Origin of the sequence: Xanthomonas sp. D-109 (genome assembly GCF_017746095.1) — a bacterium.
GTDB classification, from domain to species: Bacteria; Pseudomonadota; Gammaproteobacteria; order Xanthomonadales; family Xanthomonadaceae; genus Xanthomonas_A; species Xanthomonas_A sacchari.
The window spans coordinates 599,427-619,256 of sequence record NZ_JAGHWV010000001.1 but is presented as its reverse complement, the minus strand read 5'-3'; the positions used below and the strand labels follow the sequence as shown (position 1 = coordinate 619,256).

Sequence of the window (19,830 nt, the reverse complement as noted above, 5' to 3'; positions counted from 1 at the left end):
AAAGAACGGCGCCGGCGCGCCTAGCGCACCGGAAACAGGAGAGCGTTCTGGAGATTGAGTGGCGGTCCGCGCGCGGCGTGCGCGCGCCAGCGCACGGCGGCGTGGATACGGTGGCGCAATGGCGTCGCGGTTGCAGGCGCGGGCAGCGCAGCGGCCAGCAGCAGGACGATCGCCAGCCACGGCAGCAGCCGTGCGGCGAGCAGGCAGTAATCGCAGGCGGCATGTGCCGGGCCATGGTCGCGCTGCACGCCCGACGCGTCGTCATGACCGGCGTGGACGGCGCCGTGCGGCGGCGGCAGGTCCGCGTCGGCCTGCAATCCGGCCGCGGTGCACAACGGCACCGGCAGCGTCGCCGCCTCGAGCAGGCGGCTGGCCACCGGCGCGACCACCAGCAACAGCGCGGCCAGCAAGGCAGGCCAGCGCATCAGGCGGCGCAGTCGGGCGGGAGCACGAAGGACGGACACCGGGCCATTCTAGGCGGCACTGGCGGCAGCGAGCGGACCGGGGAAGCGGGTGCGACAACGTGACGCAGGCGGCAAGGCCGTGCGTTGCTCAGCGCTACTCGCCGCTCTCATGCGTGTGTGTGGCAAACCATGCGAACGGTCAGTGCGCCTGCCTTCGATCCATGCGGCGTCGATGCGACTCCCAGGTCGAAGGAGAGGAAAAAGCGCGCGCCAGTGCGGATGGCGCGAGCGCCGGCGCGATGCCCTGAGAATGCAGCAAAAAAGCCCGGCAATCGACGCCAGACACCGCGATCGCCGACGTCCGGCGCGACGCCCCGCGCCGCCACTCACACCCAGTCGGTAATGCCTTCGCGCCGATAGGTCTCGTGGAACGCCGGACGCGCCTTCATCCGCTCGGCCAGCGCCTTCAGCGCCGGCCAGGTGTCGGTGGGCCGCGGCATGTTGCGCGACCAGCGCATCAGCATGACCAGCACGAAGTCGGCGGCGCTGCAGTGCTCGCCGAGCAGGTAGGGGCCGCCCTGCTCCAAGTGGGCCGCCACCTCGTCCCAGGCCTTTTCCAGGAACGCGCGGGCACTGGCGCGCACGCGCTCGGCATTGTCGGCGCCGGCCGGTTCGTCGGGATAGAACCAGTCGCGGTAGGCCGGCATCAGGGTGTAGGCGCCGAACAGCATCCAGCGGTAGTAGGCCGCGCGCTCGGGCGTGCCGGGCGGCGGCGCCAGGCCGGCGTGCGGATACAGGTCGGCCAGGTGCATGGCGATGGCGACCGATTCGGTCAGCACCTGTCCGTCCAGGACCAGGGTCGGCACCCGCCCCTGCGGGTTGAGCGCCAGGTACTCGGGGCTCTTCTGCTCCTGGCGGTCGAAATCGAGCATGCGCAGTTCGAAATCGACCTGCAGTTCGATCAGCAACCAGTGCACGACGAACGAGGCGGTACTGGGCGAACCGTAGAGAACGATGGACACGACGCTTTCCCCGGAGACGGAACCAGCGCCGATTATTGCCGCGCCGCCGGCAAGTCGTCAGCGCGATGCGGAACGCCGGCGCCCGCGCCGGCGTTCGCGATGCGGCCGATCAGGCCTCGACCACCACCGGGATCTTGCCGATGCGCGCCTGCCACTCGCGCGGGCCGGTCTTGTGCACCGACTCGCCGCTGGCATCGACCGCCACGGTCACCGGCATGTCCTTGACCTCGAACTCGTAGATCGCCTCCATGCCCAGGTCTTCGAACGCCAGCACCTTGCTGGCCTTGATCGCCTTGGACACCAGGTAGGCCGAGCCGCCGACCGCCATCAGGTACACCGCCTTGTTGTCGCGGATCGCGGCGATCGCCGCATCGCCGCGCTCGGACTTGCCGACCATGCCCAGCAGGCCGGTCTGCTCCAGCATCTGCCGGGTGAACTTGTCCATGCGCGTGGCGGTGGTGGGACCGGCCGGGCCGACCACTTCGTCGCGCACCGGATCGACCGGGCCGACGTAGTAGATGAAGCGGTTGGTGAAGTCCACCGGCAGCGTCTCGCCGCGGTTGAGCATGTCGATCATGCGCTTGTGCGCGGCGTCGCGGCCGGTCAGCAGCTTGCCGTTGAGCAGGATCGTCTCGCCCGGCTTGAAGCTGGCCACTTCCTCGCGGGTGATGGTGTCCAGGTTCACCCGGCGCGCATTGGTCGGGTTGTAGGTGAGCTTGGGCCAGTCTTCCAGCGAGGGCGGATCCAGCATCACCGCGCCGCTGCCGTCCAGGGTGAAGTGCGCATGGCGGGTGGCCGCGCAGTTGGGGATCAGCGCCACCGGCAGGTTGGCGGCGTGGGTCGGATAGTCCTTGACCTTGATGTCCAGCACCGTGGTCAGGCCGCCCAGACCCTGCGCGCCGATGCCCAGCGCGTTGACCTTCTCGTACAGCTCCAGGCGCAGCTCCTCGGCGCGGTTGGACGCGCCGCGGGCCTGCAGGTCGACGATGTCGATCGGCTCCATCAGCGCTTCCTTGGCCAGCAGCATCGCCTTCTCGGCGGTGCCGCCGATGCCGATGCCAAGCATGCCCGGCGGGCACCAGCCGGCGCCCATGGTCGGCACGGTCTTGAGCACCCAGTCGACGATGGAGTCGGACGGATTGAGCATGGCGAACTTGCTCTTGGCCTCCGAGCCGCCGCCCTTGGCCGCGACGATGACGTCGACGGTGTCGCCGGGGACGACCTTCACGTTGACCACCGCCGGGGTGTTGTCCTTGGTGTTCTGGCGCTTGCCGGCCGGATCGGCCAGTACCGAAGCACGCAGCTTGTTGTCCGGATGGTTGTAGGCGCGGCGCACGCCCTCGTTGACCATGTCCTCCACGCCCATGGTGGCGTCGTCCCAGCGCACGTTCATGCCGATCTCGAGGAACACGGTGACGATGCCGGTGTCCTGGCAGATCGGCCGGTGGCCTTCGGCGCACATGCGCGAATTGATCAGGATCTGTGCGATGGCGTCCTTGGCCGCCGGCGACTGCTCGCGCTCGTAGGCCGCGGACAGGTTCTTGATGTAGTCGACCGGATGGTAGTAGCTGATGTACTGCAGCGCGTCGGCGACGGACTGGATGAGGTCTTCCTGCTTGATCGAGGTCACGGCTGGCTCTGCGGCTGGCGGGGGAAACCCGCCCATTTTAGGGCAAAGTGGCGGCCCCGCCCGCTGTCACGCCGGCACGCCCTGTTCCGTCCTGGTCGTCATGACCCACGATCCGACCTTCGAATCCCACCGCCCACGGCTGTTCGGCCTGGCCTACCGCCTGCTCGGCAGCCGCGCCGACGCCGAGGACACCGTGCAGGACGCCTGGCTGCGCTGGCAGGCCAGCGACCGCAGCGCGATCCGCGATCCCGAGGCCTGGCTGGTGACCGCCACCACCCGGCTCGGGCTGGACCGCCTGCGCGCGGCACGCAGCGCCCGCGTCCACTACGTCGGGCCGTGGCTGCCCGAGCCGCTGGAGATCGCCGACGCAGAAGACGCCGACCCGGCCGAGCGCCATGACCGCGCGGAGCAGATATCGCTGGCCTTCCTGGCGTTGCTGGAGCGGCTCGGCCCGCACGAGCGCGCGGCGTTCCTGCTGAAGGAAGCGTTCGACTACGACTACGCGCAGATCGGCCGCACCCTGGAGCGCAGCGAGGCCGGCTGCCGGCAACTGGTGCACCGGGCGCGCGAGCGGCTCGGCCAGGGCCAGGCGCGCTTCGCGGTCACGCCCGAGCGTCACCGCCAGTTGCTGGAGCGCTTCCTGCACGCCTCGCAGCGCGGCGACCGCGCCGCCATCGCCGCCCTGCTGCATGCCGACGCGCAGTTGCGCTCCGACGGCGGCGGCAAGGTCACCGCCAGCCTGCGCCCGCTGCACGGCGCCGAGCGCATCGGTCGGCTGTACTGGGCCGTGGCGCGGCGCAGCCTGGGCCTGCAGGCACGGATCGGCACGGTCAACGGCGAACCGGCGATCCTGCGCTTCCTGGGTCCACGGCTGCATTCGGCGACCGTGCTGGTGATCGACGGCGAGCGCATCGCCGAGGTGCTGACCCTGATGAATCCAGACAAGCTGCCGGTGCCGACGGCTCCGCCTGCCGCCGACGATTGAGCTGCGGCGGCACTGTCACGCCGGGACGCGCCGCCGCGTCCTGGAGGGGAAGGCGGCCATGGTGGCCGCCATGCTCGGACCCACCATGCCTTTCCACCGCATCGACTACACCCGCCACGAACCCGAGGCGTACCGCGCCCTGCTCGGCGCCAGCCAGCAGGTCCACGACGGCACGCTCGGCAGCACCCTCACCGAACTGGTATTCCTGCGCGTCTCCCAGCTCAACGGCTGCGCCTACTGCATCGACATGCATGCCACCGCCCTGCGCAAGGCCTGTACCGAACCACGCAAGCTCGACACCCTCGCCGCCTGGCGCGACAGCCGCTTCTTCGATGCCCGCGAGCGCGCCGCGCTGGACTGGGCCGAGGCGCTGACCACGCTGCCCGCTGGCGCGCCGCCGCAGGCCGTGTACGACGCACTGACGGCGCAGTTCGACCCGGCCGGGATCAGCGCGCTGACCATGGCCGTGGCGGTGATCAACGCCTGGAACCGGTTGGGCGTGGGACTGCAGCCGGAACTGCCGTAAAGGCGCTGCGCGTCGGGATTGGGGATTCGGGATTGGGGATTCGGAGGCAGGATCGCGTAGTCGGCAAGGATGAGTAGCGCTTGCGAATCCCGAGTGCTGGCACCTGGACGTACTACCCACACGCCAACGCCAGGCAGCCCCCAGCGCGCGCGGTTCTGCTTCCACGAATCCCCAATCCCGAATTCCTAATCCCCGGCTTTTCAGCAGCCGAATGGCTGATCATCCCGCAACACGTCCACCGACATGTCCCCGCAACACGCCGCCGCTAGCGTGGCGCGCATCCCCGACGCGGAGCGCGCGCATGATCGAGAACGTCCTTGCTGTCGGCCAGGCCGATGAGACCGACCTGGCCCTCGCCTCCCCCGAACCGCAGTCCCGTGCCGGCGCCAGCTACCGCCACCGCCTGCTGATGTGCGCGCCGCAGCACTTCGCGGTGGACTACGTGATCAATCCCTGGATGGAAGGCAACGTGCACGCCGCCAGCCGCGAGCGCGCGCAGGCGCAGTGGAATGCCTTGGTGGCCGCCGCCGAGGCAGCCGGCGCCCGCGTCGACTGCATCGCTGCGGCGCCGGGCCTGCCGGACATGGTGTTCAGCGCCAACGCCGGCCTGGTGCTCGGCGACCGCTTCGTGCCCAGCCGCTTCCGCCACGCCGAACGCCGTGGCGAAGAAGCCTTGTTCACCGCCTGGTGCCGCCAGGCCGGCCTGCGCATCTGCGAACTCCCCGAGCAGGTGTATTTCGAAGGCGCCGGCGACGCGCTGCTGGACCGCGGCGCGCGCCGGCTGTGGATGGGCCACGGCCACCGCAGCGACCTGGCCGCCGCGCACGACCTGACCGACCTGCTGGACATCGAGGTGGTGCCGCTGCGCCTGGTCGACGCGCGCTTCTATCACCTGGACACCTGCTTCTGCCCGCTGCGCGACGGCTACCTGCTGTACTACCCGCCCGCGTTCGACGCCGCCGCGCAGCAGGCGATCGCCCAACACATCCCCGCGTCGCGGCGCATCGTGGTTAGCGAGACCGATGCACTCGCCTTCGCCTGCAACGCGGTGGACCTGGACGACACCCTGCTGCTCAACCGCGCCTCGCCGGCGCTGTGCGCGGCCCTGGCCGCGATCGGCTACCGCGTGGTGCAGACCCCGCTGGACGAATTCCTCAAGGCCGGCGGCGCCGCCAAGTGCCTGACCTTGCGGCTGGACGAGTAAGCCGAAAGGCTCCCGCGAGCCACACAATCAGCCCCTCTCCCACCGGGAGAGGGGTTGGGGTGAGGGTACGAAGACGCCGCATGTCACGGCCGTCGCGCCGAGCAGACCTACCGCCTCCAACACGTCAGCCCAGACTGAGCACCGCATCGAGCACATCGCGCCATAGCTGACCGAGGTCCATGCTGCCGCGACCGCCGAACAGGCGAAACAGGCTGTAGCCAATCGCGAAGACGACATAGGACAGCGTCAACACCACCATGGTCGCGTCGCCCCACCGCAGCAGCGCGGCGGCGACCAGGACGAAGACCGCGCAACCGAGCAGTTCGCGCCACGACGGCAGGTGCGCACGCAGACGGGCGACGGCACGCGCAACGGAATCGGACATGGCAAGAGCCTCGGCTGGACGCCGACAAGGCTACCCCATGCCCCGCCCTCAGAAAGCGCGCGCCAGCCACCGGGGTCAGCGCCGGTGCAGCCGCCGCCCCGGCGCAGCCCACACTCCCCGCGCACACCCGCCCCCGGCACAATGCGCCGATGGCCTCCTCTTCCCCCTCCCATGGCGGCGCCCGCGCCGCGTCCCGCAGCGGCCCGAGCCTGCGCGAACGCTTCGACGCGATGCGCAACCTGCCGCCGTTCCTGCGCCAGATCTGGCAGACCAGCCGCTGGCTGACCCTCAGCAGCATCGGCCTGCGGGTGATCCGGGCGCTGCTGCCGGTGGCCTCGCTGTACATCGGCAAGCTGATCATCGACGAGGCCATCCACCTGGTCGGGCAGTCGCCCGGCTTCGATTCGCTGGGCCAGGCCCTGGCCAGCGGCCGCCTGAACCGACTGCTGGAACTGCTGGGCCTGGAGCTGGCGCTGGCGATCGCCTCGGACCTGCTCGGGCGGCTGGTCAGCTATGCCGACACGCTGCTGTCGGAACTGTTCAACAACACCACCAGCGTGCAGTTGATGGAGCACGCCGCGCAACTGGACCTGGAGGATTTCGAGGACCCGGAGCAGCAGGACCGGCTCGACCGCGCGCGGCGCCAGACCATGGGCCGGATGAACCTGATGAGCCAGCTGTTCGGCCAGGTGCAGGACGCGATCACCGTGGTCAGCTTCGCGGTCGGCCTGCTGGTCTACGCGCCCTGGCTCATCGCCCTGCTGGCGGTGGCGCTGGTGCCGGCCTTCATCGGCGAGGCGCATTTCAACGCGCTGGGCTACTCGCTCAACTTCCAGTGGACGGCCGAGCGCCGCCAGCTCGACTACCTGCGCCAGCTCGGCGCCAGCGTCGAGACCGCCAAGGAAGTGAAGATCTTCAACCTGCACAACTTCCTGATCACGCGCTACCGCGCCCTGGCCGACCGCTACTTCCAGGCCAACCGCGCGCTGGCGCGCAAGCGCATGCTGTGGGGCACCGTGCTGGCGGCGCTGGGCACGCTGGGCTACTACGGCGCCTACGGCTACATCGCCTGGCGCACCGTGCGCGGCGACTTCAGCATCGGCGACCTGACCTTCCTGGCCGGCAGCTTCCTGCGCCTGCGGCAGTTGCTGGAAGGCCTGCTGATCGGCTTCTCGCAGGTGGCCGGGCAGGCGCTGTACCTGGACGACCTGTATTCGTTCTTCCGCATCGTCCCGGAGATCCGCACCCGCCCCGGTGCGGTGCCGGTGCCGCGGCCAATCAGGCAGGGCTTCGTGTTCGAGAACGTCGGCTTCCGCTATCCGGACGCCGCACAGTGGGCGGTGCGGCACCTGGACTTCGCCCTGCGCGCCGGCGAAGTGCTGGCCCTGGTCGGCGAGAACGGCGCCGGCAAGACCACCCTGGTCAAGCTGCTGGCGCGGCTGTACGACCCGGACGAGGGCCGCATCCTGCTCGACGGGCGCGACCTGCGCGACTACGACCTGGACGACCTGCGCGCCAACCTCGGGGTGATCTTCCAGGACTTCGTGCGCTACCACTTCAGCGCCGGCGAGAACATCGGCGTCGGCCAGGTCGACGCACTGGACGACGCGGCGCGGATCCGTGCCGCCGCGCAGCGGGCGATGGCCGCCGAGCTGATCGACGGCCTGCCACAGGGCTACGCGCAGGTGATCGGGCGCCGCTTCAAGACCGGCGTGGACCTGTCGGGCGGGCAGTGGCAGAAGATCGCCATCGCCCGCGCCTACATGCGCGACGCGCAGGTGATGATCCTCGACGAGCCGACCGCCGCGCTGGACGCACGCAGCGAGTTCGAGGTGTTCCAGCGCTTCAAGGAGCTGTCCGACAACCGCACCGCGGTGCTGATCTCGCACCGCTTCTCCAGCGTGCGCATGGCCGACCGCATCCTGGTCCTGGCCGACGGCCGGATCGAGGCCAGCGGCACCCACGACGAACTCATGGCGCAGGGCGGCCGCTACGCGGAACTGTTCGAACTGCAGGCCGCTGGGTATCGTTAGCCCGTCCGCCCCTTCCGACACCGCCATGCTCCGTACCCTGCCCTGCCTGTTCGCCGCCGCCCTCGCCGTCCCGGCGCTCGCCGCTCCCGCCGCGGACACGCCGGCGCCGTCCGACTACGCCGCAGCCAAGGCCCTGGCCGACCGCGACGAGGCCGGCCTGCCGGCGGCGATGGAGGAACGCCTGCAGACCCTGCAGCGCGCGGCGCTGGACGAGGGCGTGGCCAGTTGCGCCACGCCGCGCCCGGACACCTCGCCGTTCACCGTGGTGGTGCAGGTGCAGGCCGACGGCAGCGTCGGCGCCAGCTGGCGCAACGGCACCACGCCGCTGGCCCTGTGCCTGGAGCGCTTCCTGCGCCAGCGCCCGCTGCTGGCGCCGCCCCAGGCACCGCTGTACCTGTCCTACGAGGTCTCGTTCGAGAAGTGAGCCGCAGCGTCGTGACCCGCCCCGCCCTCAAATGAGAGTTGATCTCATTTGAACCAGCATGGGGTAGAATGGCCGCCGTTCCTTCCCGATCACGATCAACGGCATGTCTTCCGCTTTTGGCCCCGAAACGGTGCTCGATGTCCGCCACTGGACCGAGGACTACTTCAGCTTCACCACCACCCGCAACGACGGCTTCCGTTTCGACAACGGCCAGTTCGTGATGATCGGCCTGGAGACGGAGACGCGGCCGTTGCTGCGCGCCTATTCCATCGCCAGCGCCAACTGGGAAGAGCAACTGGAGTTCTTCAGCATCAAGGTGCCGGACGGCCCGCTGACCTCGCGCCTGCAGCACATCAAGCCTGGCGATTCGGTGCTGGTCGGCAAGAAGCCCACCGGCACCCTGCTGATCAGCGACCTGCACCCGGGCCGTCACCTGTACCTGCTGGGCACCGGCACCGGGCTGGCGCCGTGGCTGTCGGTGATCAAGGACCCGGAAACCTACGAGCGCTTCGACAAGGTGATCCTCACCCACGGCGTGCGCTTCGAGAAGGACCTGGCCTACCGCGACTACTTCGAGAAGGAACTGCCGCAGCACGAGTTCCTCGGCGAGACCATCCGCGAGAAGCTGCTGTACTACCCGGCGGTGACCCGCGAGGACTTCCGCAATCGCGGCCGCCTCACCGAGTTGCTCGAGAGCGGCGAAATGCAGCGCACCCTCGGCCTGCCGCCGCTGAATCCGGAACACGACCGCGCGATGATCTGCGGCAGCCCGCAGATGCTGGCCGACCTGCGCAACACCCTGGACGCCCGCGGCTTCGTCGCCTCGCCGCGCATCGGCTCGCCGGGGCACTACGTGTTCGAGCGCGCCTTCGTCGAGAAGTAAAGCCGCCGCGCTTCTCCCGTCGTAGGAGCGGCTTCAGCCGCGACGGGCGTTACCGGTCACGCATCGCGGCTGAAGCCGCTCTACCGGCGTAAGCGACACGGCGGCAGGTCAAAGCGAAATAGTGGGGAGTATTTTGTGGGAGGGACTTCAGTCCCGACGCCTTTAACTCGAACGCGTCGGGACTGAAGTCCCTCCCACAAGAGCAAGCATCCAGCATTCAAGACCACGCCGAGCGTCCTCGGCCGAATCGTTACCCCAGCGCCCGCTCGATAGCGTCAGCCAGCGCTTCCGGCTTGTCGGTCGGCGCATAACGCGCCAGCACCTGGCCGTCGCGACCGACCAGGAACTTGCTGAAATTCCACTTGATCGCGGCGATGCCGAGCAGCCCGGATTTCTGCTGCTTGAGCCAGCGCCACAGCGGATGCGCGCCGTCGCCGTTGACCTGCACCTTGGCGAACATCGGGAAATCCACGTCGTAGCTGAGCGAACAGAACTGGCGGATCTCCGCGGCATCGCCCGGCTCCTGATGGCCGAACTGGTCGCAGGGGAAGCCCAGCACCACCAGCCCGCGCTCGCGGTAACGCTGCCACAGCGCCTGCAGCCCCGCGTACTGCGGGGTGAAACCGCACTTGGAGGCGACGTTGACGATCAACAGCACCTTGCCGGCGTATTCGGCGAGCGGCTGCTCCTGCCCGTCCAAGGTCGTCGCGGTGAAGGCATAGGCGGTGGTCGGCGTGTCCATGGGTCCTCGTGGCGCGGCGCGCCGCAGCGGCGCTGGTTCGACGCGATGCTACGCGGTGGCCGCAGGCGTCGCCAGCGGGCCGCAGCCGATGCGCGAGGCCGCGTTGCAGACGTCCGCGCGAACCAGCCAACACCCCGCCAGCGCACCACCGGTGCATGCCTGCACCGGCACAACCACGCCGGAGAGCGCACTGCATCAAGATTCACGCCAGATGCCGCAAAGCCCTGGGAAATAAGCGCCTATGCTGCAGTGCGCCCATGGCTTTCGTCACGGGTCACGCCTGCCGGCCTGGGGTAGCCTGCCCGATCACCATGATTGCGGATACCGCTTGATGACCTCTCGCCTCGCCCTTGCCCTCGCCGCCACGCTCGGACTCGCCATGCCCGCCTACGCCGCTCCGGCCACCACGCCCACCGCTGCAACCGCCGCCACGCAGGCCAACCCGTTCTTCGCCGAAAGCCCGCTGCCGCTGCACTACCCGCAGTTCGACAAGATCAAGGACAGCGATTTCGCGCCCGCGTTCGACGCCGGCATGGCGCAGCAGCTGCAGGAAATGCAGGCCATCGCCGAGCAGACCGCCAAGCCGACCTTCGACAACACCATCGTGGCGATGGAGAAGAGCGGGCAGGTCCTGGACCGCGCCACCACCGTGTTCTTCAACCTGGTCGGTGCCGACACCAACGACACCCGCAAGAAGCTGCAGGCCGAGTACGCCGGCAAGTTGGCTGCGCACCGCGATGCGATCGCGCTCAATCCCAAGCTGTTCGCGCGCATCCAGACCCTGTACGACACCCGCAACCAGCTCGGCCTGGACGCGGAAGGCGTGCGCCTGATCGAGAAGTACCACAGCGACTTCGTCCGCGATGGCGCCAAGCTCAACGACGCCGACAAGGCCAAGCTCAAGGCGATGAACGCCGAACTGGCCGAACTGGGCACCAAGTTCAGCCAGAACGTGCTGGCCGAAGTGAACGCCGCGGCGGTGGTGGTGGACGACGTCAAGCAGCTCGACGGCCTGTCCGACGCGCAGATCGCCGCGGCGGCCGAAGCGGCCAAGGCGCGCAAGCTCGATGGCAAGTACGTGATCGCCCTGCTCAACACCACCGGCCAGCCGCCGCTGGCCCAGCTCAAGGATCGCGCCCTGCGGCAGAAGATCTACGAGGCCTCGGTGTCGCGCGGCAGCCACGGCGGCCCGTACGACAACACCGCGCTGGTGTCGCGGATCATGACCCTGCGCGCCGACCGCGCCAAGCTGCTCGGCTACCCGAACCACGCCGCCTACTCGCTGGAAACCCAGACCGCCAAGACCCCCGAAGCGGTCAACGCCATGCTCGGCAAGCTGGCCCCGGCTGCGGTGGCCAACGCCAAGCGCGAGGCCGCCGACCTGCAGGCGATGATCGACCAGGAGCAGAAGGCCGCCGGCAAGCCCAGCTTCAAGCTCGAGGCCTGGGACTGGGCCTACTACACCGAGAAGGTGCGCCAGGCCAAGTACGACTTCGACGAGTCCCAGCTCAAGCCCTACTTCGAACTGAAGAACGTGCTGGAAAACGGCGTGTTCTACGCCGCCAACCAGGAATACGGGCTGACCTTCAAGCAGCGCACCGACCTGCCGACCTACCGCGACGACGTGCTGGTCTACGACGTGTTCGATGCCGACGGCAGCCAGTTGGCGATCTTCATCGCCGACATGTACGCGCGCGAATCCAAGCGTGGTGGCGCCTGGATGAGCTCCTACGTGTCGCAGTCGGCGCTGACCGGCGACAAGCCGGTGGTCGCCAACCACCTCAACATCCCCAAGCCGCCGGCCGGCCAGCCGACCCTGCTGACCTGGGACGAGGTCACCACCGCGTTCCACGAATTCGGCCACGCGCTGCACGGCATGTTCTCGAACGTGAAGTACCCCTACTTCGCCGGCACCAGCGTGCCGCGCGACTTCGTCGAGTTCCCCTCGCAGGTCAACGAGATGTGGGCCGACGATCCGGCCATCCTCAAGCACTACGCCAAGCACTACCAGAGCGGCGCGCCGATGCCGCAGGCGCTGCTGGACAAGGTGGTGGCCACCGCCAAGTTCAACCAGGGCTTCGCCACCACCGAGTACCTGGGTGCGGCCATGCTCGACCAGCGTTGGCATCAGCTCAGCCCCGGCCAGGTGCCGCCGGCCTCGGGCGTGATGGACTTCGAGGCCAAGGCGCTGGCGGCCGACGGCATCGCCTACCCGCCGGTGCCGCCGCGCTACCGTACGCCGTACTTCAGCCACATCATGGGCGGCTACGCGGCCGGCTACTACGCCTACATCTGGTCCGAGGTGCTGGACGCCAACACCCAGCAATGGTTCAAGCAGCACGGCGGGCTGAGCCGCGCCAACGGCGACCGCTTCCGCAAGACCCTGCTCTCGCGCGGCGGCAGCGTCGATGCGATGCAGTTGTTCCAGGACTTCGCCGGGCACGCGCCGCAGATCGAGCCCTTGCTGGAGAAGCGCGGCCTCAACGCCGCGCCGGCGGCGACGCCGAGCGCACGCTGAGGCGCACCGCGGCACGGCCCCGGCCGTGCCGCGACGTCGCGACGACGTCGTTGGGACGCTCCCACGACCAACCCGCATGACGCGAAACGCACGACGCCCGGCTCAGCCGGGCGTCGTGTTTTTTCAGCCTGCCATCGCGATGGCGACGCGCGGTAAGTCGCGCGTGGCCGTCAGCGGCTTACTGGCCGTCGCCGGAGGCGTTGATGCTGGCACCCAGCGAGGCATTGCCGCCGGCCTGGCCCTGCGCCTGACCGCTACCGGCCTGCGCACCGCCCTGGCCGCCCGCACCCGCCTGGCCCGACACCGACCCGCCATGCGTACCCGCGCTGTGCGAGGCGCTGCCGCTGGCCGCACCGTTGGCACTGCCGCTGCCGGACAGCGCCGGCACCGTCGGCAAGCTGCCGCCGCTGGCGGCGCCGTTGCCGTTGCCGTTACCGGCCGCACGCGACGCAGCACCGTTACCGGTCACGCCATTGACTGCACCGGCGGCATTGCCGGCGGTCGACAGCGCCGCAGTGGGATTGGCCGCGCTGGTCGCCGCGCCGAGCGCGCCGTCGGCCTGGCCCATCGCGCTACCGGCCGCGCTGCGTGCCGCCGCACTGCCACTGGCGGCGGCATTGCCGGCCAGCGTGCGGCCCTGGTTCACCGCAGCGCCGGCGGTTTGCGCCGCACCGTCCGCGGTGGCCGCGCCACGCGCCGCCGCCCGCTGCGCCGCCATCCGCGCACGCTGCGACGACTGCTCGATGCCACTACGCGCGGCATCCAGCGGCACTCCGGCGTCCAGGCGGCCGGCGCCCATGCCGTTGCCGCCGAGGCTGCCGCCGCCCAGGCCGCCCATGGTGCCGTTGACCGCACCGCCGACGCTGCCCGCACCGCCCAGCAACTGCGCGCCGGCCACGCCCGGGGTCAGCGCCACCGACGCCACCAGCACCGCGCTCGCCAACAGAGTCTTGCCGTTCATCGCATTCTCCTCGTGTCGCCGCAGGCCATCTGCGGCTCTCATGTCTCCCTACGAGTCGAGCGACGCGGAACATCCCGTGCAGGCGGGACGCAGACAGAATGCGTTCAGCCGCCCGGCGCGCGCTGCAGCGCCATGTCCGCACCGAGCAGGCCGGCGCCGTACACCGGATCGGCGCCGGGCGCACCGAGATCGCGCGCCTGCGCCTGCAACTGCGTGCGCAGCTGCGCGGCCGCCTGCGGATTCGGCTGCGACAGTGCCTGCGCCGCCAGCCGCGCCACCAGCGGCGCCGCGAAGGAGGTGCCGCGCTGCGTCTGCCAACGGCCCTGCGGCGCGGCGGCGATCAATTCGCCGACCGCGGCGAAGGCCACCTGCGGCCCACGCCCCGCCTCCGGCAAGACCCGCCCACGCGCATCCACCGCGGTGACGCCGATCACGCCGGGATAGGCCGCCGGATACAGCGGCGGTGCCGCCGGGCCGTCGTTGCCCACCGCCGCGACCAGCACGTGGCCGCGCGCGAGCATGCGCTGCACGGCGAGTTGCAGCGCGCGGTTGGGGCCGCCGATCAGGCTGATGTTGATCACCGGCACCTGCTGCTGCGCCATCCATGCCAGTGCCCCGACCAGCTCGACCACGGTGCCGCCATCGGCCTGGCCGCAATAGATGTCGGCCGCATACAGCGTGCGCGCGAACGGCCCGTGCGCCACCGCGCGTCCGGCCAGCAGCGAGGCGACGGCGGTGCCATGCGGCTGCGCGCGTACCTGCCCGTCGCAGCCCCAGGTCTGCACCTGCACGCCGGCCAGGGCCGGATGCGCCGCGTCCACGCCGCTGTCGATCAGCCCGACCACGAAGCTGCCCGTCGCGGCGCCAGCGGCTGCCGGAGCGGCGGACGCACCGGCTGGCGCCGGTGGCGCCGCCGCCGATCCGCTGTAGACGTGGTTGTAGTCGTACTCGCCCTGCGGATCGCGCTCGCGCAGTTGCTGCAGGGCGCGGCGCGTGGACAGGCCCGACGGCACCTGCAGCACCACCAGGCGCAGGCCGAATTCGCCGAAGCTGCGCTGTTCCAGCACCACGAAGCCGGCCGTCTGCGCCGCCTGCAGCGCCGCCGGCTCCGGTTCCAGCGCCACCACCTGCCCGCGCATCACCACCGCGCCGCCTTCGTCGCGCTCCAGCCCGCGCGGATCGCTGCGCAGCAGCGCCTGCAGGCGTTTCAGCCGCAGCCGTTCGAGATCGCCGCGCGCATCCTGCAGCGATTCTCCCAACCGATTCATGCCGCCCTGCATGCCCTGGGTGACGTCCTGCACCAGCCCGCCCGCCGACGGCAACGCCAGTTGCGCCAACGCCGGTGTCGCCACCGCCAGCCATGCCACGGCCATCCAGCGCATTCGCCTGCCCGTCGCCATGTCCCGCTCCGTTGTCCGCCCCTGTTGGCGTGCCACACTAATCCTGCCATCCCGACCCGCCGTGAACGCCGCGCCGCGCCCATGGAAGAAAATGCCTCCGCCGAACGTATCCCCCACATGCACGCCGATCCCACGGCCGCCGTCGGCGACGGCATCTGTACCCTGCTGCCGCAGTTGCGGCGCTTCGCGCGTGCCGTCGCCGGGCATCGCGAGGACGCCGACGATCTGCTGCAGATCGCGATCGAACGCGCCCTGCGCCGCGCCGCGCAATGGCGGCCGGAGACGCCGCTGCAGTACTGGCTGTACGGCATCATCCGCCACGCCTGGATCGACGAGGTGCGGGCGCAGCGGCGACGGCGGCAGGTGTTCGTCGATGCCGCCGAGGGCGAACACGTCGGCGACACGCCGCTGGAGCGGCAGCAGGACTGGATGGCGGTGCAGGCCGCGATGGCCGGCCTGCCCGAGGAACAACGCCTGGCGATCGCGCTGGTGCTGATCGAAGGCCTGTCCTACAAGGATGCCGCAGCGGTGCTGGAGATTCCGCTGGGCACACTCACCAGCCGGCTCGCGCGCGGACGCGAAGCCCTGCAGGCGTCACTGGAGGCGACCGCATGACCACCACGATCGATTCACTCACCCTGCAGGCCTACGCCGACGGCGAACTGGACGCGGCGCAGGCCGCGCAAGTGGAAGCGGCGCTGCGTACCGACCCGCAGTTGGCGCAGGCCCTGGAGCGACTGCGAAGCCTGCAGGCGCGGCTGCGTGCCGGCTTCGCGCCGGTGCTCGACGAACCGGTACCGGCGCGCCTGCTCGCCGCGGCGCGCGCACGGCCGGCCGACGCGCCCGACCAGGACGCCGATATCGCAGCGCGGCCGCTCTCGCCCATCCATGTGACGGCGCAGGCAAGCCGGCCGACGCCGCTGCGGCCGCGTGCGCGCCACCGCTGGGCGCTGCCGGCGGCCTTGGCGGCAGCGCTGCTGCTGGGGCTGTGGATCGCGCAGCGGCAATTGCCGCAGGGCGCCGCGCCAGGCCCCACGGTCGCGGCCACCCAGGGTGGCGTCGCCGAGGGCGCGTTGGCGCAGGCGCTGACGCAGCAGTTGTCCGGCCAGCCCCAGGGCAGCGTGCGCATCGGCCTGAGCTTCCGCGATCGCGATGGTCATTACTGCCGCACCTTCGCATTGACGCGCGCCAGCGCCGGCCTGGCCTGCCAGCGCGATGGCGCATGGCGGGTGGAATTGCTGGTGCCCGCCGGCGAAAACAACGACGGCAGCGGCATGCGCATGGCGGCCAGCCCGATGCCGGCCGCGGTGCTGCAGGCGGTGGATGCGCGCATCGCCGGCGAAGCGCTGGATGCCGACGGCGAACAGCAAGCACGCGCGCAGGGCTGGCGCTAGCAACAGCCCGACGCCGTGCCTGCTCGGCGGGACAACGCGCCTTGGCACCTCTGGATCATGCCGGGACGCGTCCCGCAGGAGCGGCTTCAGCCGCGACGCGCGTTTCCGATAAGTCCGTCGCGGCTGAAGCCGCTCCTACGGCGCACATCGCATCCCGCTCGATTGCCGCGGACGCAATGTCTCCGAGGTGCCCTCAGGGCAGCGCCGCCGGCGTCTTCGCGCCGGCCGCAGCGTCGAGGCCATCGATGCCGGCCAGCATCTTCTTCAGCAGCGTCTCCAACTGCTGCTGCTCGCCCGCATCCAGTGCCGCGGTTTCCGTATCGAGGAACATGCACACGTCCGGCAGCAGCCGCTCGATCAGGGCGATGCCGGCCGGCTGCAGGGTCAGCGTGACCTTGCGCCGGTCTTCCGGACTGGCCGTGCGCGACAGCAGCCCCTTGCTGCACAGGCTGTCGGTGAGGCGGGTGATGTTGGCCGGCTTCTCGCTGGCGGCCTCGGCCACCTCGGTGGGGGTGATGCACTGCTCGGGCGTGCCGTACAGCATCATCAGGATCTCGTACTCCGGCGGGCTGATACCGTACGCCTTGAGCATGCCGCTGGCGTTGGCATGCACGCGCTTGTACAGATGCTTGACCAGGCGGACCAGGACGGCGGGTTCGCGCGGGAACGCGGGATAGCGCGCGCAGGTGTGCGCGACACGCCGCTCGGTCTGATCGAAACTGCCCATGAGGAAATCGCGTGCAAGTGGGGTAGCCGCCAATGCTACCCATTGCGCATCGCCCCGACGAGGGCATGCGTTGCGTTACCGCACGCTGTCGACACGATGCACCGCACGCCGTTGCCGACGCGCGCGAGCGTGCCGGCGATCGATCAGGTGGCGAACAGCGGCGCGTACTCCGGCGCCACCAGTTCGCGCAGCACGCTGGCCGGCACGTCCACGGTCTGCGTGCCATCGGCATACGGCCCCACCTGGTACGGCGGGAACACGAAGCGCAGCGCGGTGATCTTGCCCGCCGCATCGACCAGCGGCTGGAACTGGCTGAAGTTGCTGGGCTGCGGCTCGGTACCTTCGGCGATCATCTTGCTGGCGCTGCGCACCTGCTCGTCCTGGTCCTCCGGCGGCACCTGCTCGGCATCGACCCGCGTCTGCACCGCCTGGCGCAGTTGCGCGGCGACATAGCCGGCCACCGGCTTCCAGTGCGACGCATCCGGGATCAGCGTCTCAGCGGTGAGCATGCGCTGCTGCTGCGGCAGCCACACCCAGCGCGCCACCAGCGGTTCGCCGTGCGCCCCGCCGGTGTAGCGGCTGCCGTCGGCGCTCAGCGCGACCAGATCCGGGCGCTCCAGCAGCATCTCGAACTGCAGCGACAGTTCGTAGGGCGCGCGTGGACGATCGTTGCCGAGCCCGTCGACCGCTTCCATCAGTTCGCTGCGCGCGCTCTGCGCGTAGCGGTTGGCCGCGTCGGCCAGGCCCGGGTAGCGGTTGATCGACGGCGGGAAGGTGATCCCGACCACATAGCTTGGGCTGTGTTCGACGATGTCCTTCAATTCCGGCGGCGCGGTCTGCGCCTGCTCCGGCGCCGCCGGCGCGGCAGCCTCGGGCTGCGCCGGTGCTGCCGCGGGCGCCGGTGCGGCAGCCGGTTCCTCGCGCTTGCAGCCGGCCACTGCCAGCGCCGCCGCGACCGCCAGTGCCGTCCATGCCATCCGCCCGTTGCCCATCGTCTCTGCCCTGCTCACGTCGACTGCCCCTGTTCCTGCAATGCCTATGGAAGTGGCGCGCATTATCGCGCCGTTGCGATGCCGCCGGCTCAACCGAGCAGCGCGGCGTACTGCGGATGCCGCTGGATGAACACCGCCGCGTACGAACACGCCGGCACCACCTTCCAGCCTTGCGCCTGCGCGTGGTCCAGCGCGGCGGTCACCAGTTGCGCCGCCAGGCCGCGCCCGCCGATCGGGCCAGGCACCCCCGTATGGGTGATGACCATGCGCTCCTGTTCCAGCACGTAGTCGAGCTCGGCGCGGTGGCCGTCGACTTCCAAGGTGAAGCGCCGCTGTTGCGGGTCGTGCGCGATCGGGACGTTGGCTGCGGACATGAGGAACTTGGCGTGGCGCGGTGCACGCAGTGTCCGCTGCCGCTTGCCGCGGCCATGTGAAGCACCTGCCCCAACGCGTCACGCCGCCGACGCGGCGCGTCAGCCATCCGCCGCTCAAGTCGTGCCGCTCAAGTCGCGCCGCGCGCCGCCGATAACCCCGAGACAGGCCGAAAACCTGGCATGGGAGTTGCACCTCCCATCACGCAGCAATCCAACAGCGAGCCACGCGCATGAGCGAGAACGAGAGCAAATACGACCCGGGCGACCACAACGCCTCCCTGCTGGAAGGGCTGTTCCAACTGTCGGTCAGCGGCGATCACCAGGGCGGCGAGTTCCAGCAGCTCGACGACGAGGTCTACCAGCGCCTCAAGCACACCTACGAGAATGCCGCCATCGGCAGTGCGAAGGTGCAGTTGCGCGGGCAGCAGACCCGCTGAACCCAAAGGGCGGCCCAACGGACCGCCACCTGCCAAAGCGCGATGCGTGCCCACGACCGCATCGACGCCACGGCGCCCAGCCCGCGCAGCGAACCAGGCACGCACCGATCCGGCGCCGCACTCCCGTGCAGGCGCCGCGGCGCCACGAATCAGCCGCGGCCGAAGCGCGGGTTGGCCAGCTCGTCGAGGAAGTGCTGCAGCACCGACGGCTCCATGATCAGCAGGAACATCACGCCGAACGCCGCGCCGGCCAGGTGAGCGCTGTGGTTGACGTTGTCGCCACCGCGGCGGTCCATCCAGATGCTGTAGCCGACATAGAACACGGCGTACAGGATGGCCGGGATCGGAATCGGGATGAAGAAGAAGAAGATCCCGGTCCACGGCGCCATCAGGATGAAGGCGAACAGCACCGCCGACACCGCACCGGAGGCGCCCAGGCTCATGTAGTTGGGATTCTTCTGGTTCTTCAGGTAGCTGGGCAGGATCGAGACCACCAGCGCCGACAGGTAGAACAGCGGATACACCAGCATGTTGCCGGTGTGCCGCTCCATCAGCACCTCGATCGGGCCGCCGAAGAAGTACAGCGTGACCATGTTGAACAACAGGTGCGGGAAATCGGCGTGGATGAAGCCGTAGGTCACCAGCCGGTCGTACTGCTTGTGGCGGTCGATCGCCGGTGGCCACAGGATCAGCCGGTCGAGCAGCCGGCGGTTGTTGAACGCCGCCCACGACACCAGCACGGTGAGGACGATCAGGATCAGGTTGACGGGGGTGGCGGAGGGCATGCGG

The 19,830-nt window shown here is 70.0% G+C and carries 21 protein-coding genes; 10 read left to right on the top strand and 11 right to left on the bottom strand.

Going from position 1 to position 19,830, the window contains the following annotated elements; translation table 11 throughout:
- Nucleotides 1-20 precede the first annotated feature (20 nt).
- The 3 genes from J7357_RS02605 to J7357_RS02595 all read right to left on the bottom strand — a co-directional run bounded on the left by J7357_RS02605 (nucleotide 21) and on the right by J7357_RS02595 (nucleotide 3,056).
- Nucleotides 21-425, bottom strand: a complete 405-nt coding sequence (locus J7357_RS02605) for a DUF2946 family protein (protein WP_209244896.1) — start codon at nucleotides 423-425, stop codon at nucleotides 21-23.
- Between the two features lie 365 nt (nucleotides 426-790).
- Entirely contained in the window at nucleotides 791-1,426 is a 636-nt protein-coding gene (locus tag J7357_RS02600) for a glutathione S-transferase family protein (RefSeq protein WP_209244675.1), read from the bottom strand.
- A 109-nt stretch (nucleotides 1,427-1,535) separates the two neighbouring features.
- Nucleotides 1,536-3,056 carry a fumarate hydratase gene (locus J7357_RS02595; protein ID WP_017912810.1) on the bottom strand — a complete coding sequence of 507 codons (1,521 nt, stop codon included), beginning with the start codon at nucleotides 3,054-3,056 and terminating at the stop codon, nucleotides 1,536-1,538.
- A gap of 100 nt (nucleotides 3,057-3,156) precedes the next feature.
- On the opposite strand from J7357_RS02595, the gene J7357_RS02590 reads away from it, so the two are divergent.
- The 3 genes from J7357_RS02590 to J7357_RS02580 all read left to right on the top strand — a co-directional run bounded on the left by J7357_RS02590 (nucleotide 3,157) and on the right by J7357_RS02580 (nucleotide 5,771).
- On the top strand, nucleotides 3,157-4,041 hold the full coding sequence (locus tag J7357_RS02590; protein ID WP_209244673.1) for an RNA polymerase sigma-70 factor: 885 nt from the start codon (nucleotides 3,157-3,159) through the stop codon (nucleotides 4,039-4,041).
- Between the two features lie 85 nt (nucleotides 4,042-4,126).
- Entirely contained in the window at nucleotides 4,127-4,567 is a 441-nt protein-coding gene (locus tag J7357_RS02585) for a carboxymuconolactone decarboxylase family protein (protein ID WP_209244895.1), read from the top strand.
- 301 nt (nucleotides 4,568-4,868) lie between these two features.
- Nucleotides 4,869-5,771 carry an arginine deiminase-related protein gene (locus J7357_RS02580; RefSeq protein WP_209244671.1) on the top strand — a complete coding sequence of 301 codons (903 nt, stop codon included), beginning with the start codon at nucleotides 4,869-4,871 and terminating at the stop codon, nucleotides 5,769-5,771.
- 124 nt (nucleotides 5,772-5,895) lie between these two features.
- Here J7357_RS02580 and J7357_RS02575 read toward each other — a convergent pair whose 3' ends face one another.
- The gene (locus J7357_RS02575) at nucleotides 5,896-6,156 is read right to left on the bottom strand and encodes a hypothetical protein (RefSeq protein ID WP_209244669.1); all 261 of its coding nucleotides are present in this window, start codon (nucleotides 6,154-6,156) and stop codon (nucleotides 5,896-5,898) included.
- 149 nt (nucleotides 6,157-6,305) lie between these two features.
- Between J7357_RS02575 and J7357_RS02570 the strand changes: the two genes are divergently transcribed.
- The 3 genes from J7357_RS02570 (at nucleotide 6,306) to J7357_RS02560 (ending at nucleotide 9,496) form a co-directional block, all read left to right on the top strand.
- Nucleotides 6,306-8,189 (top strand): ABC transporter ATP-binding protein, encoded by a 1,884-nt coding sequence (locus J7357_RS02570; RefSeq protein ID WP_209244667.1) that lies wholly within the window; start codon nucleotides 6,306-6,308, stop codon nucleotides 8,187-8,189.
- 25 nt (nucleotides 8,190-8,214) lie between these two features.
- The gene (locus J7357_RS02565; protein ID WP_209244665.1) at nucleotides 8,215-8,613 is read left to right on the top strand and encodes a hypothetical protein; all 399 of its coding nucleotides are present in this window, start codon (nucleotides 8,215-8,217) and stop codon (nucleotides 8,611-8,613) included.
- A 103-nt stretch (nucleotides 8,614-8,716) separates the two neighbouring features.
- On the top strand, nucleotides 8,717-9,496 hold the full coding sequence (locus J7357_RS02560; RefSeq protein ID WP_209244663.1) for a ferredoxin--NADP reductase: 780 nt from the start codon (nucleotides 8,717-8,719) through the stop codon (nucleotides 9,494-9,496).
- A 250-nt stretch (nucleotides 9,497-9,746) separates the two neighbouring features.
- Here J7357_RS02560 and J7357_RS02555 read toward each other — a convergent pair whose 3' ends face one another.
- Entirely contained in the window at nucleotides 9,747-10,238 is a 492-nt protein-coding gene (locus tag J7357_RS02555) for a glutathione peroxidase (protein WP_209244661.1), read from the bottom strand.
- Nucleotides 10,239-10,569: 331 nt separating this feature from the next.
- Here J7357_RS02555 and J7357_RS02550 point away from each other — a divergent pair, with 331 nt between their 5' ends.
- Nucleotides 10,570-12,756 carry a M3 family metallopeptidase gene (locus J7357_RS02550; RefSeq protein WP_209244660.1) on the top strand — a complete coding sequence of 729 codons (2,187 nt, stop codon included), beginning with the start codon at nucleotides 10,570-10,572 and terminating at the stop codon, nucleotides 12,754-12,756.
- Between the two features lie 178 nt (nucleotides 12,757-12,934).
- Here the strand turns inward: J7357_RS02550 and J7357_RS02545 are convergent, their stop codons facing one another.
- Nucleotides 12,935-13,717 (bottom strand): hypothetical protein, encoded by a 783-nt coding sequence (locus J7357_RS02545; protein WP_209244658.1) that lies wholly within the window; start codon nucleotides 13,715-13,717, stop codon nucleotides 12,935-12,937.
- Between the two features lie 104 nt (nucleotides 13,718-13,821).
- Nucleotides 13,822-15,090 carry a S8 family serine peptidase gene (locus tag J7357_RS02540; protein WP_244667189.1) on the bottom strand — a complete coding sequence of 423 codons (1,269 nt, stop codon included), beginning with the start codon at nucleotides 15,088-15,090 and terminating at the stop codon, nucleotides 13,822-13,824.
- 144 nt (nucleotides 15,091-15,234) lie between these two features.
- On the opposite strand from J7357_RS02540, the gene J7357_RS02535 reads away from it, so the two are divergent.
- Nucleotides 15,235-15,732, top strand: coding sequence for an RNA polymerase sigma factor (locus tag J7357_RS02535; RefSeq protein ID WP_010344386.1), 498 nt, complete (start codon nucleotides 15,235-15,237; stop codon nucleotides 15,730-15,732).
- The gene (locus J7357_RS02530; RefSeq protein WP_244667188.1) at nucleotides 15,729-16,511 is read left to right on the top strand and encodes a hypothetical protein; all 783 of its coding nucleotides are present in this window, start codon (nucleotides 15,729-15,731) and stop codon (nucleotides 16,509-16,511) included. Before J7357_RS02535 ends, J7357_RS02530 begins: the two co-directional genes overlap by 4 nt.
- 193 nt (nucleotides 16,512-16,704) lie before the next feature.
- Here the strand turns inward: J7357_RS02530 and J7357_RS02525 are convergent, their stop codons facing one another.
- The 3 genes from J7357_RS02525 to J7357_RS02515 all read right to left on the bottom strand — a co-directional run bounded on the left by J7357_RS02525 (nucleotide 16,705) and on the right by J7357_RS02515 (nucleotide 18,604).
- Nucleotides 16,705-17,238 carry a MarR family transcriptional regulator gene (locus tag J7357_RS02525; RefSeq protein WP_209244656.1) on the bottom strand — a complete coding sequence of 178 codons (534 nt, stop codon included), beginning with the start codon at nucleotides 17,236-17,238 and terminating at the stop codon, nucleotides 16,705-16,707.
- A gap of 143 nt (nucleotides 17,239-17,381) precedes the next feature.
- Nucleotides 17,382-18,215 carry a DUF3298 and DUF4163 domain-containing protein gene (locus J7357_RS02520; protein ID WP_209244892.1) on the bottom strand — a complete coding sequence of 278 codons (834 nt, stop codon included), beginning with the start codon at nucleotides 18,213-18,215 and terminating at the stop codon, nucleotides 17,382-17,384.
- Nucleotides 18,216-18,319: 104 nt separating this feature from the next.
- Nucleotides 18,320-18,604: a GNAT family N-acetyltransferase gene (locus J7357_RS02515; RefSeq protein WP_209244654.1), complete on the bottom strand. Its 285-nt coding sequence runs from the start codon at nucleotides 18,602-18,604 to the stop codon at nucleotides 18,320-18,322.
- 230 nt (nucleotides 18,605-18,834) lie between these two features.
- Here J7357_RS02515 and J7357_RS02510 point away from each other — a divergent pair, with 230 nt between their 5' ends.
- The gene (locus J7357_RS02510) at nucleotides 18,835-19,041 is read left to right on the top strand and encodes a hypothetical protein (RefSeq protein ID WP_010343837.1); all 207 of its coding nucleotides are present in this window, start codon (nucleotides 18,835-18,837) and stop codon (nucleotides 19,039-19,041) included.
- A 149-nt stretch (nucleotides 19,042-19,190) separates the two neighbouring features.
- Here the strand turns inward: J7357_RS02510 and J7357_RS02505 are convergent, their stop codons facing one another.
- Nucleotides 19,191-19,826, bottom strand: a complete 636-nt coding sequence (locus tag J7357_RS02505; RefSeq protein ID WP_209244652.1) for a rhomboid family intramembrane serine protease — start codon at nucleotides 19,824-19,826, stop codon at nucleotides 19,191-19,193.
- Nucleotides 19,827-19,830: the final 4 nt, after the last annotated feature.

Bases quoted from the DNA above. Each gene is read 5' to 3' on its own strand.
- J7357_RS02605 (WP_209244896.1), bottom strand. From the start codon at position 425: ATGCGCTGGCCTGCCTTGCTGGCCGCGCTGTTGCTGGTGGTCGCGCCG.
- J7357_RS02590 (WP_209244673.1), top strand. From the start codon at position 3,157: ATGACCCACGATCCGACCTTCGAATCCCACCGCCCACGGCTGTTCGGC.
- J7357_RS02585 (WP_209244895.1), top strand. From the start codon at position 4,127: ATGCCTTTCCACCGCATCGACTACACCCGCCACGAACCCGAGGCGTAC.
- J7357_RS02580 (WP_209244671.1), top strand. From the start codon at position 4,869: ATGATCGAGAACGTCCTTGCTGTCGGCCAGGCCGATGAGACCGACCTG.
- J7357_RS02575 (WP_209244669.1), bottom strand. From the start codon at position 6,156: ATGTCCGATTCCGTTGCGCGTGCCGTCGCCCGTCTGCGTGCGCACCTG.
- J7357_RS02570 (WP_209244667.1), top strand. From the start codon at position 6,306: ATGGCCTCCTCTTCCCCCTCCCATGGCGGCGCCCGCGCCGCGTCCCGC.
- J7357_RS02565 (WP_209244665.1), top strand. From the start codon at position 8,215: ATGCTCCGTACCCTGCCCTGCCTGTTCGCCGCCGCCCTCGCCGTCCCG.
- J7357_RS02560 (WP_209244663.1), top strand. From the start codon at position 8,717: ATGTCTTCCGCTTTTGGCCCCGAAACGGTGCTCGATGTCCGCCACTGG.
- J7357_RS02555 (WP_209244661.1), bottom strand. From the start codon at position 10,238: ATGGACACGCCGACCACCGCCTATGCCTTCACCGCGACGACCTTGGAC.
- J7357_RS02550 (WP_209244660.1), top strand. From the start codon at position 10,570: ATGACCTCTCGCCTCGCCCTTGCCCTCGCCGCCACGCTCGGACTCGCC.
- J7357_RS02545 (WP_209244658.1), bottom strand. From the start codon at position 13,717: ATGAACGGCAAGACTCTGTTGGCGAGCGCGGTGCTGGTGGCGTCGGTG.
- J7357_RS02540 (WP_244667189.1), bottom strand. From the start codon at position 15,090: ATGGCCGTGGCATGGCTGGCGGTGGCGACACCGGCGTTGGCGCAACTG.
- J7357_RS02535 (WP_010344386.1), top strand. From the start codon at position 15,235: ATGCACGCCGATCCCACGGCCGCCGTCGGCGACGGCATCTGTACCCTG.
- J7357_RS02530 (WP_244667188.1), top strand. From the start codon at position 15,729: ATGACCACCACGATCGATTCACTCACCCTGCAGGCCTACGCCGACGGC.
- J7357_RS02525 (WP_209244656.1), bottom strand. From the start codon at position 17,238: ATGGGCAGTTTCGATCAGACCGAGCGGCGTGTCGCGCACACCTGCGCG.
- J7357_RS02520 (WP_209244892.1), bottom strand. From the start codon at position 18,215: ATGGCATGGACGGCACTGGCGGTCGCGGCGGCGCTGGCAGTGGCCGGC.
- J7357_RS02515 (WP_209244654.1), bottom strand. From the start codon at position 18,604: ATGTCCGCAGCCAACGTCCCGATCGCGCACGACCCGCAACAGCGGCGC.
- J7357_RS02510 (WP_010343837.1), top strand. From the start codon at position 18,835: ATGAGCGAGAACGAGAGCAAATACGACCCGGGCGACCACAACGCCTCC.
- J7357_RS02505 (WP_209244652.1), bottom strand. From the start codon at position 19,826: ATGCCCTCCGCCACCCCCGTCAACCTGATCCTGATCGTCCTCACCGTG.